This is a genomic window from Nonomuraea fastidiosa (assembly GCF_042751225.1).
GTDB lineage: Bacteria > Actinomycetota > Actinomycetes > Streptosporangiales > Streptosporangiaceae > Nonomuraea > Nonomuraea fastidiosa.
Genome location: NZ_CP170570.1, coordinates 3,141,440 through 3,156,513, shown reverse-complemented (window position 1 = coordinate 3,156,513; position 15,074 = coordinate 3,141,440). Strand labels below are relative to the sequence as shown.

Genomic DNA, 15,074 nt, shown 5'->3' with positions numbered 1-15,074 from the left:
CCGGCAACCCACAAGTTCTTTGCCCGGCTACCGTGGTTCGCATGCGAGCCATTGAGATCGTCAAGCCAGGCGGGCCAGAGGTGCTGGAATGGCGCGAGGTGCCGGAGCCGCACGTCGGGCCGGGAGACGTGCTGATCGACGTCACGGCGTCCGCGGTCAACCGTGCCGACGTGCTGCAGCGGCAGGGATTTTACGATCCGCCGCCCGGGTCGTCGCCGTACCCGGGGCTTGAGGTCTCCGGCGTGGTGGCCGAGGTCGGAGCCGACGTCGAGCAGTTCAAGCCGGGCGACGAGGTGTGCGCGCTGCTCGCCGGCGGCGGTTACGCCGAGCGCGTAGCCGTGCCCTGGCAGCAGGTCATGCCGGTGCCCGAACGCGTGTCGCTGCGCGAGGCCGCGGGGCTGCCCGAGGTGGCGTGCACGGTCTGGTCCAACGTCTTCATGATCGGGCGGCTGCGCAGGGGCGAGACGCTGCTCGTGCACGGCGGGGCCAGCGGCATCGGCACGTTCGCGGTGCAGCTCGCCAAGGCGCTCGGCAGCCGCGTCGTCACCACCGTCGGCTCGGCGGCCAAGGCCGACCGGGTCAGGGAGCTGGGCGCCGACGAGGTGATCAACTATCGCGAGGAGGACTTCGCCGACAAGGTCCAGGCCGACGTCATCCTCGACATCATGGGCGCGAAATACCTGGACAGGAACGTCCGTTCCCTGAAGACGGGCGGCCGGCTCGTGGTCATCGGCCTGCAGGGCGGCACCAAGGCCGAGATCAACCTCGGCGTGATGCTGGCCAAGCGGGCCACGGTCCACGCCACGACGCTGCGCGCGCGCCCCGTCGACGAGAAGGGGGCCATCGTCCGCAGCGTCGTCGAGAACGTGTGGCCCCTGGTCGGCGCGGGTGCCGTGCGTCCCGTCGTGCACGCGGAGGTGCCGATGTCCGAAGCCGCCGAAGCCCACCGAATGTTGGATTCGGGAGAGCACGTCGGCAAGATCCTGCTAGTACGGTGAGTGTTATGAATGCTGAGGACAACAACACCCCCCACGTCGTGGTGGTGGGCCCTGATTTCCAAGGTCACGGCGATGGCGGCGAAGACGATCGCTCGGTGACCAACCTGGTCGAGCAGCCCGCCAAGGTGATGCGCATCGGCAGCATGATCCGCCAGCTCCTTGAGGAGGTGCGCGCGGCTCCCCTCGACGAGGCCAGCCGCAAGCGGCTGAAGGAGATCCACGAGTCCTCCATCAAGGAGCTCGAGGACGGTCTTGCGCCGGAGCTGGTCGACGAGCTGGAGCGGCTGTCGCTCCCGTTCACCGACGACAACGGCACGCCGCCGAGCGACGCCGAGCTGCGCATCGCGCACGCCCAGCTCGTCGGCTGGCTCGAAGGGTTGTTCCACGGCATCCAGACCACGCTGTTCGCGCAGCAGATGGCCGCCCGCGCCCAGCTCGAGCAGATGCGCAGGGCGCTGCCCACCGGTGTGCCCCAGGGCGAGGAGGCACAGCGTCCGCACGGCGGCTCCGGCCCCTACCTGTAGGCCCGCTTCAGGGCCTACAGGGGCCCAGTTCTCAGGCGCAGAGTTTCGTTGGTGCGCCGAGTTTCGTTGGTGCGCCGCCCGCAGGCACGAAGCGTTATTGGGTCGCCGCCCTCAGGCACGGCGCCTGCGGGACCGGGAGCCCGTCCTCAGACATGAAGCTGCCTGCCCAGGGCACCGCAGGCGCCAAGCCTGCCCAGGGCACCGCTTTGATCGGGGCGCCACCCACAGACGTCAGATGTCAGGCGGGCGATGAGCGTCAGATGTCAGGCGCGTGTGTTGGGCCGTCAGGCGCGGGCGTTGGCCGTCAGATGTCAGGCGTGGGCTTTGGGCGTCTAGGCGTAAAGCTTCTCGATGACCTGCGCAACGCCGTCGTCGTCGTTGGTGGCGGTCACGTGATCGACCGCCGCCAGCACGAGCGGGTGCGCGTTGGCGACCGCGTACGACGTGCCTGCCCAGCTCAGCATGGGCAGGTCGTTCGGCATGTCCCCGAACGCCACCGCCTGCGACGGCTTGATCTCATGCTGCTCGGCGAGCGCCGCCAGGGCGGTCGCCTTGGTCACGCCCCGGGCGCTCATCTCGATCAAACCCCTGCGACTTGAGTGCGTCGCGGTCACCAGATGGCCGACCAGCTCGTGCACCGTCGCCTGCAGCTCGTCGGGGTCCATACGGGGGTGGAGGGCGAGCAACTTGGCGCATGGGCGGGAAGTGACCGAATCCACACGTGTCGCGTCCCGTGTCCGGTCCAACCCACCTGGGAGGAAATCCGACTCATGCGCAAAACCGGCTTCATACTCGACCGAAAATACGAGTTCAGGCACGTTCGCTCTTAGCTGAGCGACGACTTCCTCGAGTACATCGACGCTGATCAGGTGAGATTCCACTATCCGTTCGGTATGGAGGTCGTAGATCAGCGCCCCGTTAGCACAGATGGCCAGCCCACGGTGACGTACCGCACTCGCCACCCCGCCCATCCACCGCGGCGGACGCCCCGTCACGAACGCCAGGACCGCCCCCGATTCCTCGACTTTGCCGAAGGCGGCGACCGTGCGGGGAGACACGGTTCCGTCCGTACGCAACGCGGTACCGTCGAGGTCGGTGGCCACTAGCCGCGGTGAGGGATCGCTCTGCATAACAGGTTCCAGTTTGCCCGGTGATGCCGGCTGACAGAAATCTTCGTTGGGACGGGAACACCAACGCTCCAGAATGGTGTTAGATGTGATGGCGTTGTATTAGCTGATCCCGTAGTGAAAACCAGCATGACTTTGTCTGAGCCACCCCGGGGTGCTTGCTGTACGACACACCGGGACCCACGAGGTGTGGGTCCCATAGATTCACATCCTGAGGGAGAGCTTTTATGGCTCAGGGAACCGTCAAGTGGTTCAACGCCGAAAAGGGCTTCGGCTTCATCGCCCCGGACGGCGGTGCGCCGGACGTGTTCGTGCACTTCTCCGAGATCGTCGGCAACGGCTACCGCAGCCTTGAAGACGGCCAGCGGGTCGAGTTCGAGATCACGCAGGGCCAGAAGGGGCCGCAGGCCTCTCAGGTCCGTGCCATCTGACCTGTAGCAGCGAGACAGGCCGGAGTCCGCTTCCAGCGGACCCCGGCCTTTCGCTTGCCCAGGAAATCTTTCGCTCGTCCAGGGGATGACGCCGCTCCCGCCCGAGCACTCCCTACCGGTCCCCGGCACTTCCCGCTCGTCCCCTGCTCACCCAGGCACTCCCCGCCCAGCCCAGCACACTCCTTGCTCGGCCCAGGCACTCCCGCTCGGCCCAGCACACTCCTTGCTCGGCCCAGGCACTCCCGCTCGGCCCAGCACACTCCTTGCTCGGCCCAGGCACTCCCGCTCGGCCCAGGCACTTCACAACCGTCTCGTCGTCAGGTGCATGCGCAAGCAGGGCATCACCATCGACCCACCCGCCGAGAGCGCGGCGCAGATCGCCGCGATCGATCCCGGCAACTCCCGCCGCTACGGCGTCGCCGACCCGGACGCGGCCAAGACGCACGGCTATCACCTGGCCAGGCCGCCGTCTCCCGACACGACCGGCGCCTGGGCCGGCAAGCTGCCCAAACGCGCCCAGTCCCTGCTCCTGCCGAGCGCTCCTGTTCGTGCCGGGGATCCGCCCTCGTGCGCCGGGCGCTCTCTGCTCGCTGTCGGAGGTACTGGAGGTCGGTCCTCCGCTCGCATCAGAGCTCCCTGGCTCACTCCGAGGCTTGTCCACTCGTCTGCCCGCCCAGGAGCCTCTGCACCAGCGCGCCGTAACCCTCCGCCGACGCCAGAACCGCCGTGGTTTCCGCTCATGCCAGGGTGCCTCCATGCGCCGAGGCCGGCGAGCAGGGTGACCATGCCGGTGGTGGACCAGGACGCCACCGCCGGCACCGCGAGTCCTCCGCCCACGCCAAGAGCCCACCGCCCGTGCCGGGATCGCACCACCCCATGCCAGGGCATCCGCTCACGCCAGGACTTCCGCTCGCCGGGACTTCCGCTCACGCCGGGACTTCCGCTCGCGCCGGGACGTCACGCATGCCGAGCCCGCCGGCCACACCAGCACCCGACCGTTAGCGCCGGGAATCCTCCATCGGCGCCGGGAGGCCACCGCCGCGCGCACCAGGACTCCATCGCCCAGACCAGCACCCTCGCTCGCGCCCAGCACCCACCGGTGCCGGGAGCCCCCGCCGCCCGCACCAGCACGCCACCGCCCACACCGAGGCGCCAGCCCTAATGTCCGCGGTCTTCCGGTGGTGTCGGGTTGGTCACGGCTGTGACTCGACTCACATGCGCTTTGAACCGCTCCCACCGCGCAGCGGTCAATGGGGGTATGAGGTACGCGTGGTTGTGCCACCCCGTGACGGTTGCCGGGGTACTCCTCCTCCTGATCAACGACCACCTGCTCAAACCGGCCTTTCCTGGGGTCGTGACGGGCAAGCTCAGCGACGTGGCGGGGCTGGTGATGGCCCCCGCGCTGGTCGCCGTCCTGCTCACCCGCCCGGCGGCGGCCCTGGCCGCCCGCCTCCGAGCCGCCTTCCCCCGCGCGGAGCGTCGAGCCCGCACTGCCGGGCGACCTTCCGAGGCCGACCGGCGTAGCCGGGCTTTCCGGTTCGGGCGGCCGGACTCCTGGTCCAGGCAGCCGGGCCCCTGGTCCAGGCAGCCGGGCCCCTGGTCCAAGCGGCCGGGCGCGAAGCCCGAGCTGCGGTGGCTGCGGAGCGACGTGACAGCGGTCGTACTGACCGGGACGCTCTTCACGCTCGTGAAAACGACGGAGGCGGGCGCTGAGACCGCCTCCCAGGTGTGGACCTTCCTGGCGGGCCCGTCGCGCGTCCTGGCCGATCCTACGGACCTGCTGGCACTGCCGGCGCTCGTCATTTCCTGGTGGGCACGGAACCACAGCCTGCGCAGACCGCCCGCCGCCCGGTGGCGGGTCGTGGTGACGATGCCGCTCGCCATGGTGGCGGTGACCGCGACCTCCGCCATGCCGGTCCACTCGTACGCAAGCGACGTCACGGTGGACGACCGCGGCCGCCTCCTCGTCCAGACCTCGGCAGGCAGCTCGTACGTCTCGGAGGACGGCGGCATCACGTGGTCGCTCGACTCCTTCACCCAGGAGGGCAAGAAGGGGCAGAGCGCCCAATGCGTACCCAAGCAGGCGACCCGCTGCTACCGGGTCACCGACCATCGCACCGGCGTGGACCAGTCGGACGACGGCGGCACGACGTGGCGTCCGTCCTGGCGGCCGTCCGCGGACGACATCAAGCGCCTGCGCCGGCTGTACGAGGACAGCACCGACCTCGTCACCACCCTGGCCGTGCAGGAGCGCCCCGGCGGTCACGTCGTGGTCGCCGCGAGCGGGCCCGACATGGTGCTGGTCCGGGACACCTCAGGGACGTGGCGGCACGTCCCTCTGGACGGCGACCTGCCGGCGGTGCCGCTGACCACCGAGCTTCTCTGGGCGTGGCTGCTGGCGGCCTGCACGCTGCTCGGGTTCGTGGGGGCTGGGCTGCGCCGCCTCGTCCGTTCGTACCTGTGTGTGGCCGCCGTGACCTACGCCGGGTTCGCGGCGTTCGTCACCTTCAAGGTCGATCCGTCGTCCGGCCCGTCGGACGAGGTGGTCGGAATGATCATGGCCATGGGCGGACTCTACGTGACCCTGATAGGCGGCGCGAGCTGCCTCGGTCTCGCGGCCGGCGGGCGGGCGCGCGCCCTGCCCGTCTCCGTCGGCCTGCTCGGGGCGCCCTTGGTCTTCACCTCCATCTGGACGCCGTTCCAGGCCTGGTCGAGCGGGGCTTTGGCCTCGTACCAGGTCGCCACCGCCCTCGCGGCGCTCCTGGCCTCGGCCGTGCTGGTCACGAGCGTCCTCCTCGTACGGCGCGCCGCCCGGGACACCGTCCCCGCCGACGTCCTCGTACAGCCCGCCACCGGAGAACCGAACCCGCTCACGTGGCACGACGCTCAGGACGCCGAGACGCCGGGCCCTCACGTACGACGCGACACGACCCCCACCGAAGGGCAGGGGTCGTGACGGTTACTCGGACAGTGCGAGCCGCACCCAGGTAGCGGAGCGGCTCGAGCCACAGGCTTACTTGGGCGGCTCGAGGACGTCGAGCCCCACGTACGGCCGCAACGCCTTGGGTACCACCACCGAGCCGTCGGCCTGCTGGTGGTTCTCCAGGATGGCCACGATCCACCGGGTCGTGGCCAGCGTGCCGTTGAGGGTGGCCAGGTGCTTGGGCTTGCCGTCCTTGTCGCGGTAGCGGATGCCGAGCCTGCGCGCCTGGAACTCGGTGCAATTGGACGTCGAGGTCAGCTCGCGGTAGCGGCCCTGGGTCGGAATCCAGGCCTCGCAGTCGAACTTCCTCGCCGCCGACATGCCGAGGTCGCCCGCGGCCGTGTCGATGATGCGGTACGGCACCTCGATCTTGGCCAGCATCTCCTTCTCCCAGTCGAGCAGCCGCAGGTGCTCCTCGTGGGCGTCCTCGGGACGGACGTAGGAGAACATCTCGACCTTGTCGAACTGGTGCACCCGGATGATGCCCCTGGTGTCCTTACCGTACGAGCCGGCCTCGCGCCGGAAGCAGGACGACCAGCCCGCGTAACGCAGCGGCAGAGCGTCGGCGCTGAGGATCTCCTGGCCGTGGTAGCCGGCCAGCGACACCTCCGAGGTGCCGACGAGGTAAAGGTCGTCCTCGGGCAGCCGGTAGATCTCGCTGTCGTGGGCCACGGCGAAGCCCGTGCCCTGCATGGTCTCCGGCTTGACCAGCACCGGCGTGATCATCGGCGTGAACCCGGCCTCGATCGCCTGCTGCATCGCCATGTTGAGCAGGCCGAGCTGCAGCCGCGCGCCGACGCCCTTGAGGAAGTAGAACCGCGCGCCCGACACCTTGGCACCGCGCTCGGTGTCGATGGCGTCGAGCGCCTCGCCCAGGGCCAGGTGGTCCTTCGGCTCGAAGTCGAACTGCCGGGGCTCGCCGTGCGTCTCCAGCACGACGTAGTCGTCCTCGCCGCCGGGCGGCGCGCCCTCCTCGACGAGGTTGGGGATCGTACGGAGCAGCTCGTCGAGCTCGGCGCCGAGCTTCTCCGCCTCGGACTCGGCGGCCTTGACCTGGCTCGCGAGGTCTTTGGCCCGCTGGAGCAGCGCGGCCTTCTCCTCACCCTGCGCCTTGGAGACCGACTTGCCCATGCTCTTCTGCTCTGCGCGCAGAGACTCGAACGAGGTCAGCGCCGATCGGCGGCGCTCGTCGAGGTCGAGCAGCGTGTCGACGACCGAGTCGTCCTCACCGCGGGCACGCTGCGACGCCCGTAGCCGGTCAGGGTCCTCACGAAGGGTACGCAGGTCAATCACAAGGAAAGGCTACCGGCGTACGGCGCCTGACCGCCCCCGGTTATCCACCGACGCCGAGGAAACCTTCGCCCCGGCCCGCTCACCTGCCCGTTCACACGGAAATCCCGCCAGGTCGCATGCCCCGGCCAGCCGGACGCCTCAGCACTCCGGACAAGCCGCACGCCCCGGCCAGCCGGACGCCTCAGCACTCCGGACAAGCCGCACGCCCCGGCGCATTCGACGAGCCGGAGAGCCCGCGACCGCCGGCGTCAGATCTTGCCCGCCCGCACCTTCGCCAGCCACTCGGCGGCCTCGGAGAAGTCGGAGTCGGCGGTGCCGCGCTTGATCTGCGGCTTCAGCCCGTCGGCCCGCGGATAACTGCCGAGGAAGCGCACCTCACCGCAGATCCGGTGCAGGCCGGCGACGGCCTCACCGACCCGCGCGTCGGCGATGTGGCCCTCGAAGTCGAAGTGGAAGAAGTAGCGCCCGATGCCGTCGCCCGTGGGCCGGGACTCGATGCGGGTGAGGTTGACCCCGCGTACGGAGAACTCGGTCAGCATCTCCAGCAGCGCGCCCGGGTGGTCGTCGGCCAGGAAGACCACCAGCGTGGTGCGGTCGGACCCGGTCGGCTCGGGCAGCGGCCCCGGCCGTGCGACCTTGACGAACCTGGTCACCGTGTCGGACCTGTCGCCGATGTCGGAGGCCAGCTCGACCAGCCCGTAGTGCTCACCGGCGATGCGCGCGGCGATGGCCGCGTCGTACGGCGACCCCGGCAGCGCCACCTCCTGCGCCGCCGCCGCCGTCGAAGGGGCGGACACCACGACCGCGTCGGGCAGCTCGCGGGCGACGAAGGCGCGGCACTGGGTGATGGCCGCGGGATGGGTGTAGACCCGCTTGATGTGCGGGATCTCGGTGCCCGGCCGCGCCAGCAGCGAGAACTGCACCGGCAGCAGCAGCTCGGCGTTGATCACCAGCGGCTCGCCCCATGCGAACTCGTCGAGCGTCGTGGTGATGGCACCTTCGATGGAGTTTTCCAGCGGAACCACGGCGCCGTCGGCCTCGCCGGAGCGGACGGCGTTGAGCGCGGCGCTCACATTGGCGCAGGGCAGGCGTTCGGCCGTGGGGTCGAGGAGCCGCAGGGCCTCTTCGGTGAAGGTGCCTTCCGGCCCGAGATAAGCGAGCTTGGGCATGCGTCCAGGGTAGCCCCAGGCGAACGCGCCCGCGGCGGTTTCACCCCGAGGCGAATCCGCAGGTAAGAGCCCCTGCTAGAGAGTCTCGGAGATCGGAGCGGCCACCAGGGGCCCCAGGCCGAGCCTCGCCGCGCGCACCGCCTCTTCCTCCTCGGGCGACAGCGGCTCCTGCCCCTTGCCGCCGACCACGGGCCGCACATACGTACGGGTCTCGCTGCGCCCGTTGATGGACGTCAGCACGATCCCGTCACCCAGCCCGTTGATCATCGCCACCGAGAACGACAGCCGCCCCGACATCTCCGACAGCGCGTCGTACCGGCAGACGGCGACGTCCCTGATGGCCCTGAGATCGCCCCGGCCCTCGCCGAGCTGCTGCCTGACGAGCATCCGCCGGCAGTCCTCGACCGTGGCCCTGGCCTGCCGCAGCGCCGAGCAGCCGACCAGCACGCCGCTGAGTCCGGCCACGACGCCCACGATCACCCAGATGGTAACGAGCACGCCACGAAGAGTAACGGCAAAGTCAAGCGAGCCGCCGCCGTTTCGGCAGCCAATGCACGAGCAGCCACACCAGTGCCAGCGCGCCGAGCCCGAACCCGTTCTGCACGATCTTCCCCAGGACGAGGCTGACGCCCGGGATCTCCGCCGCCTTGAGCGACACCCCCCACCACGGCACCGGCACCACGTAGTACAGCCACACGCCGGCCGCCACGCGCAGCCGTACCGGGTCGGTCCCGTCGCCCACGATCGCGGCGAGCACCACGACCACCCAGGCCAGGTGGTGGATCCAGGCCACGGGCGACAGCAGCACCGCCATCAGCCCGACCAGCGCGACCGCGGTCATGTGATCGCCCGCCCGGTACGCGTCACGCGCGCCGCGGAACCCGTACCAGCCGACCCCCGCCACGATGAGCACCCACAGCACCGAGGTCAGCGCGTCCGGCCAGTAGAGCCGGATCAGCATGCCGCGGATCGACTGGTTGGTGGTGGCCGCGTTCGCGCCGAGACGCTCGGGGTCGAGCAGCGCCCCGAACCAGAAGTCCACCGCGTCCTGCGGGATCACCGCGAACGGCAGCAGCGTCAGCAGCGCGGCCGTGAAGCAGGCCATGAAGAACGTACGCCACTGCTTGGTGATCAACAGGTAGATGAGGAAGACGCCCGGTGTCAGCTTCACCGCCGTCGCGAGGCCGATCAGGAAGCCGCGGGGCCACCAGGGCCGCCGTGCCACGCAGTCGGCGACGCACAGCGCGACCAGCAGGATGTCCACCTGCCCGAACCTGACCTGGTCCCTGATCGGCATCAGGTACGTGCACATCACCATGAGCAGGGCGAACACCCACGGCGCGTACTTGCGCAGCGTCTCCCGGGTCAGCAGCGGCCGGAACGCGAACCCCACGGTCACGCCCAGCGCCACGAAGATCCCTGCCGTCCACGCCCACTGCGCGGTCTCCCACGACATTCCGGCCAGCGCCACCGCCAGCATGGCGGCGACGGGCGGGTAGGTGAACGGCAGCAGTTGCGGGGCCGGGGTGAAGTAGTCGTAGACCGGCTTGCCGTCGAGCAGCATCTGCCCGCCGGTACGGTAAACGTCCAGGTCGACCAGGCGTTGGTCGTCGGGGTTGGTGAGCCATTCGTACACCAGCGGCGCCGCGGCCGCCGCGACGAGCAGGGCCGCGATCGCCCACGCCCACCACTGCCGCCGTCTCACCCGTACCTCGCCACTTGTCACGGTGTGGCACGTTACCGTGGCTGTTGTTTGATCGAGGGGCAGACTACTGGGGGTCCGTACATGCCGAACGCCACGCCGTGCCCGGATCGGCGCGGGAAGCGGCTGAACGCGCGTGTCCGCCACCTCACGGCCCTCCTGGCCCTCGCATTCCCCTTGGCCCTCACCACCCCCGCGTCCGGCACCACCACCCCACCCGCGCTGGAGGGGCCGGCCGCCGCCCCCGAAACCCCGTCGAACACCGCCTTCCCACCCGGTTTCGAAGGGCGAGCCGCCGCGCAGGAGAGGCCGGCCACCGCCCCGGTGCCGTCAGGACCGGCGACGGCCGCCGCCGGACAGCCAGTCCCCGCCCCTGCCGACACCACGGGAGCCGCACCCACCGACACCAGCGGAACCGCACCCACCGACACCACAGAGACCACCCCCGCCGAAGCACGGCCGTCAGCCCCGCCGACCTCACCCGGCACGCTGGCCGCCACCACCGTCACCAGCGGCGACAAAGATGCGACCGCACTCCGGGGACGAGTGGCCTTGATAGGCATCCCCGGACTGGAGTGGAGCGACATCGACCAGGCCCAGACCCCCAACCTCTGGCGCCTGATGTCAGAGGGCTCATCGGCGTCGCTCTCCACCCGCACCGTGCCGCCTTCAGGCCGCGGCATCACCTGCCCCATCGCCGGCTGGCTGACGGTCTCCGCAGGCCAGCGAGCCGGTACGCCGGACGAGGGCTGCCCTGCCCCGCCCACCCCGCAGCAGAACGGCGAGGGCGCCACGATCCCCGGCTGGAACGCCCTGGCCGCCTACCAGCCGAAGACCGGGTACGCCGCCCGCATCGGCACGCTGGGCCAGATCGTCGCGGACGGAGGCGGCAAGGTGGCCGCCATCGGGCCGGGCGCCGCACTGGCCGCCGCCGACAAGTCCGGAAATATCACCAAATACGCCCCCACCCCTTCCGCGCTCGGCGACCCGGCTCCGTACAGCCTGATCGTCTTCGACGTCCCCGACCTCGCCACCGCCTGGGCGAAGCAGCCCCGCGACGAGTACGGCATCCCCACCGGCCTCCCCGTCGCCGCCCGCAAGACCGCCGCCGCCGAGGCCGATCGGCGCATCGGCGACCTGCTCGCCCTGCTCCCTCCCCGCACCACGATCCTGCTGGCCGGCATTTCCGACATCACCCCGAACGCCCACCTCCACGTCGCCATCGCCACCGGCCCCTCCCCGGACGGCTCCGCGTACCGCCACGGCTATCTCACCGCCACCTCCACCCGCCAGGACGCCCTCGTCACCATCAGCGACCTCACCGCGACCGCCATCCAGGCCCTGGGCCTGACCGCCCCCCGCGAGGTCGTCGGCCGCCCCTGGCAGTCCGGCGCCCCCGCCCCCGCAACCCCCGCCGAGGTGGTCACCGAGCTGGCGGGCGAAGACCTGGCCAGCCAAGTGCTCCGCGAGGTCCGCGGCCCGTTCTTCACCGTCCTGGTCACCGCCCAGCTCCTCTTCTACGCCCTGGCCGCCCTGACCCTCCGCCGAAGGAGGCCCGCATCGACGCGAACCACAAAGGCACGCCCAGGGCTTGAGGGGCCGAAGCGATCCCCGATCGCGCCCGAACCCACACCCCCGAGCCCGGCCCCAGCCCAGCCTTCACCCGCAGAAGCATCACAAATCGACACCCCTGGGGAGTCGCCTGGCTCTCTGAAAGCCCAGCCATCCCCTGCCGGCATCCCGGCCGACCAGGCGCGCCCCCGCCCCCAGCGCACAGACAGCACCCGGGACGAACCAGCTCCGGCCGAACCGACAGGACCAGCACAACCCACCGGCACGACCGAACCGACAAGACCAGCACAACCCACCGGCACGACCGAGCGGACCTCAACCTCGGCCACCACCGGCAACCCGGCAAGCGGCTCGAAACTCCTGAAGTCCGTCCAGGTCGTGGCCGTGGTCAGCGGAGCGATCGCCGTCTCGACGTTCCTGGCCCAGCTCATCCCCTGGTGGACGTTGCCGGTGCCCATGCTGTCGGTGATCGTCACGATCCTCGGCATCGCCGTGCTCATCACCGCCGTGGCGTTCGCCGGCCCCTGGCGCGCTCACGTGCTCGGCCCGCTGACCACCGTCGCCGCCATCACCTCCGTCGCGCTCCTCCTCGACGTCATGACCGGCTCGACGCTCCAGGTGAACGCCGTGAGCGGCTACGAGCCCGTGACCGGCGGACGCTTCTACGGCTTCAGCAACATCGCCTTCGCCATCTACTCCACCGGCACCATCCTCGGCCTGGCCGGGATCGCCCACTGGCTGCTCGGCAAGAGGATGCCGAGGGCCGTGGTCGTGACGCTGTGCGCCGCGTACGGCGGATTCGCGGTGTTCGCGGACGGATGGCCCTCCTGGGGTGCGGACTTCGGCGGCGTGCCGGCGTTCGTGATCGGCCTGGCCGTCTTCCTGATCCTGCTCTCCGGTAAGCGGGTGTCGCCGCTGCGGCTCCTGCTCGTGGGGCTGGCCGGGGCGGCGCTCGTCGGCGTGCTGTCGGTGATCGACTGGCTGCGTCCGGAGTCCCAGCGCACCCACCTCGGCGCGTTCGTCCAGCAGATCATCGACGGTGAGGCGTGGACCGTCGTCGGCCGCAAGTTCGCCGCGATGGTCGGCGTGACCGTCGGCAACTGGTCGCTGACCCTCCTCTCGCTGGTGGCGCTGGCCTTCCTCTTCCTGGTGCTGGCCCGTCCTTCGCGCTGGGGCGTCGCGGCGCTCGGCCTCACGTACCAGATGGCGCCGACGCTCAGAGCGGGCCTGTTCGGCGCCCTCGCGTGCGCGCTGATCGGCTTCCTCATGAACGACTCCGGCATCGCCATCCCCGCCATGGCCCTGACCGTCGCCGTGCCGCTCACGCTGGCCGCCTGCGTTCGCGCCCTGCAGCTCGCCACGCCCACACCACCAGCGCCACCGTCAGAGCCAGCAGCGCCCAGCCGATCTGCGGCCTGACCACCGTGCGCAGCCATTCGAGGTCTTCGGGCTGCCCTTCGACCCTGGCGGGCAGGTACGCCAGCGACAGCGCCAGCAGGTGCGCCACCACGAGCCCGTCCAGCGCGGACGCCCCCACGAGCACCAGCATCCCGAGCGCCAGCCCGTCGTACCAAGGCAGGATGTAGGGCGTCGCGAACAGGTACGCCACCACCAGCGCCATGGCCACAACCGGCGCCTCCAGCCCTCCACCCGCGGAGACCACCTCCGGCCCGGCGGCCCGAGACGACCACCCGAGAAGGCGAGGGAACGAAAGGCGGCCGGCCAACGACCCGTGCCGCCGCGAAGTCGCAGCAGAACCCTCCGACGGCTGCGAAGGCACCACGCCGTCCTGCGGAGACGAGGCCGGATCCGGCGGAAGCGCAGCAGACTGTTGCGGGAGCGCAGCGGCGTCTTGAGACGGCGGCGCGGCAAGGCCGTCCTGCGGGGGAAGAGCAACGGCGCCTTGAGAGGGCGGCGCGGCAAGGCCGTCCTGCGGGGGAAGGGCAACGGCGCCTTGGGAGGAGGCCGGAGCAGGGGCTTGCGAGGCCGGAACAGGGGTCGGCGGGGACGGAGCGAGGTGCCGTGGAAGCGGACCACCGGCGCTCGTCCATCCCGTACGTACGGCCAACCGCAGCAGCGACCAGGCGATGAGCGCGAGCACCAGCAGGGACCCGACCTGGATGGGCCCCCGATACGCGCTCCCCGTGCCCACGATGGCCTGTAGCCAGCCCTGCACGAGCTTCCAGAACGACGCGTGGGAGATCGCCTTGCTCGTACGGGTGATCGGCGCGAGGGCGTCGAGGCCGACGATGGCGTACCCGATGACCACCACCGCGACCGCGCAGCCCGCCATGAGCGCCAGGCGGCCGGGGCGGCGGCGGAGCTCCCAGGCGGGGCCGAGCGCGACGAGACCCGCGTTCACTTTGATCGCCACGCCGAGCCCGAGCAGGACCCCAGAGCTTGCGGGACGGCCTCTGGCCAGCAGGGCCGCGACCATGCACGCGATGGCGAGGGTGTCGACGTGCATGCCGGCGACGAGGTGGTAGAGCAGCAGCGGGTTGGCCGTCCACAGCAGCGCCGCTCGCAGCCGCCTGCGGGGGTCGTGCCGGGTGAAGCGGTCGATGAGCAGCCCGGTCGCGATGAACGCCGCCGCGTTGAACAGCGCCAGGACGAACATCGTCAACCGGACCGAGTCGCCGCCTATCCAGCTCGCCACCGCCTGGAGAGCCGTGGCGACCGGCCCGTAGACGCTCGGCTCCTCCCTCCAGGGCTCCTCGACGGCGTCCGCTATGGGATCGCCCGGGAGGTCCGTCGCGCCGTGTGTGTACGGGTTGAGCCCCAAGGTGACCATGCGGCCGTAAGCGGCGTAGTTGAGGTGGTCACCGGAGCCCGATGGCGGCAGGAACGCCAGAACGGCGGCCGCCACGCACCCGATGATCACCAGGGTCTTCGGGCTGGGGAACGCCCCCAGAGATCGAAGCACCCCCTTGGACGGACGCTCGGAGCTGGGAGCGGACGGTGACCCAGGGGCGGGAGTGGATGGGTGCCCGGCGGCTGGAGGGCTGTGGGAGTCGCCGCTTTCCGAAAGCGCCGGCAGGGCCGCCAGAAGCCCCAGGCCGCCCAGCGACAAGGCCGCCACCGCCAGGACGATGACGAGGTGGGGCTCAGGGGCCGCCGCCAGGGAGTAGGGCGGCTGCCAGGCAGGGCCGGTGAGCGCGGGGACCATCGCCGACGGGCCCAGGAGCCCGATGGTGATGGTCAGCAGGATCGAGGCGGCGATCGCCACCATGGCCGGCCCGGCCAACCGGCCTCGTCCCTGTCTGCGCCGCGCATCC

Annotated in this window: 11 protein-coding genes; 5 read left to right on the top strand and 6 right to left on the bottom strand. The window is 70.6% G+C overall.

Features of this window, described 5'->3' with window-relative positions; genetic code table 11:
- The first annotated feature begins 41 nt into the window (after positions 1–41).
- Positions 42–998, top strand: a complete 957-nt coding sequence (locus ACFMQL_RS14425) for an NAD(P)H-quinone oxidoreductase (protein ID WP_364061643.1) — start codon at positions 42–44, stop codon at positions 996–998.
- Between the two features lie 5 nt (positions 999–1,003).
- Positions 1,004–1,522 carry a bacterial proteasome activator family protein gene (locus ACFMQL_RS14420; protein WP_364061640.1) on the top strand — a complete coding sequence of 173 codons (519 nt, stop codon included), beginning with the start codon at positions 1,004–1,006 and terminating at the stop codon, positions 1,520–1,522.
- A gap of 332 nt (positions 1,523–1,854) precedes the next feature.
- Here ACFMQL_RS14420 and ACFMQL_RS14415 read toward each other — a convergent pair whose 3' ends face one another.
- Positions 1,855–2,625 carry an HAD family hydrolase gene (locus tag ACFMQL_RS14415; RefSeq protein ID WP_364061637.1) on the bottom strand — a complete coding sequence of 257 codons (771 nt, stop codon included), beginning with the start codon at positions 2,623–2,625 and terminating at the stop codon, positions 1,855–1,857.
- Positions 2,626–2,876: 251 nt separating this feature from the next.
- On the opposite strand from ACFMQL_RS14415, the gene ACFMQL_RS14410 reads away from it, so the two are divergent.
- Together ACFMQL_RS14410 and ACFMQL_RS14405 are read left to right on the top strand one after the other, a co-directional pair.
- The gene (locus ACFMQL_RS14410; RefSeq protein ID WP_043619750.1) at positions 2,877–3,080 is read left to right on the top strand and encodes a cold-shock protein; all 204 of its coding nucleotides are present in this window, start codon (positions 2,877–2,879) and stop codon (positions 3,078–3,080) included.
- 1,285 nt (positions 3,081–4,365) lie between these two features.
- Entirely contained in the window at positions 4,366–6,036 is a 1,671-nt protein-coding gene (locus ACFMQL_RS14405) for a hypothetical protein (protein ID WP_378785880.1), read from the top strand.
- A gap of 57 nt (positions 6,037–6,093) precedes the next feature.
- On the opposite strand, the gene serS is transcribed toward ACFMQL_RS14405, so the two are convergent.
- The 4 genes from serS to ACFMQL_RS14385 form a co-directional block, all read right to left on the bottom strand.
- Positions 6,094–7,356, bottom strand: coding sequence for a serine--tRNA ligase (gene serS, locus ACFMQL_RS14400; RefSeq protein ID WP_364061631.1), 1,263 nt, complete (start codon positions 7,354–7,356; stop codon positions 6,094–6,096).
- Positions 7,357–7,604: 248 nt separating this feature from the next.
- The gene (gene pheA / locus ACFMQL_RS14395) at positions 7,605–8,525 is read right to left on the bottom strand and encodes a prephenate dehydratase (RefSeq protein ID WP_364061628.1); all 921 of its coding nucleotides are present in this window, start codon (positions 8,523–8,525) and stop codon (positions 7,605–7,607) included.
- Between the two features lie 75 nt (positions 8,526–8,600).
- The gene (locus tag ACFMQL_RS14390; protein ID WP_364061625.1) at positions 8,601–9,023 is read right to left on the bottom strand and encodes a DUF4446 family protein; all 423 of its coding nucleotides are present in this window, start codon (positions 9,021–9,023) and stop codon (positions 8,601–8,603) included.
- Positions 9,024–9,045: 22 nt separating this feature from the next.
- Positions 9,046–10,251, bottom strand: a complete 1,206-nt coding sequence (locus ACFMQL_RS14385) for a glycosyltransferase 87 family protein (RefSeq protein ID WP_378785879.1) — start codon at positions 10,249–10,251, stop codon at positions 9,046–9,048.
- A 153-nt stretch (positions 10,252–10,404) separates the two neighbouring features.
- Between ACFMQL_RS14385 and ACFMQL_RS14380 the strand changes: the two genes are divergently transcribed.
- A complete protein-coding gene (locus ACFMQL_RS14380; protein ID WP_378785878.1) occupies positions 10,405–13,218 on the top strand; it encodes a hypothetical protein in 2,814 nt (937 codons plus the stop codon).
- Here the strand turns inward: ACFMQL_RS14380 and mptB are convergent.
- Complete coding sequence (mptB, locus tag ACFMQL_RS14375) at positions 13,121–15,043, bottom strand: polyprenol phosphomannose-dependent alpha 1,6 mannosyltransferase MptB (RefSeq protein ID WP_378785877.1); 1,923 nt, start codon at positions 15,041–15,043, stop codon at positions 13,121–13,123. The two genes, ACFMQL_RS14380 and mptB, sit on opposite strands and share 98 nt — an antisense overlap.
- Positions 15,044–15,074 lie beyond the last annotated feature (31 nt).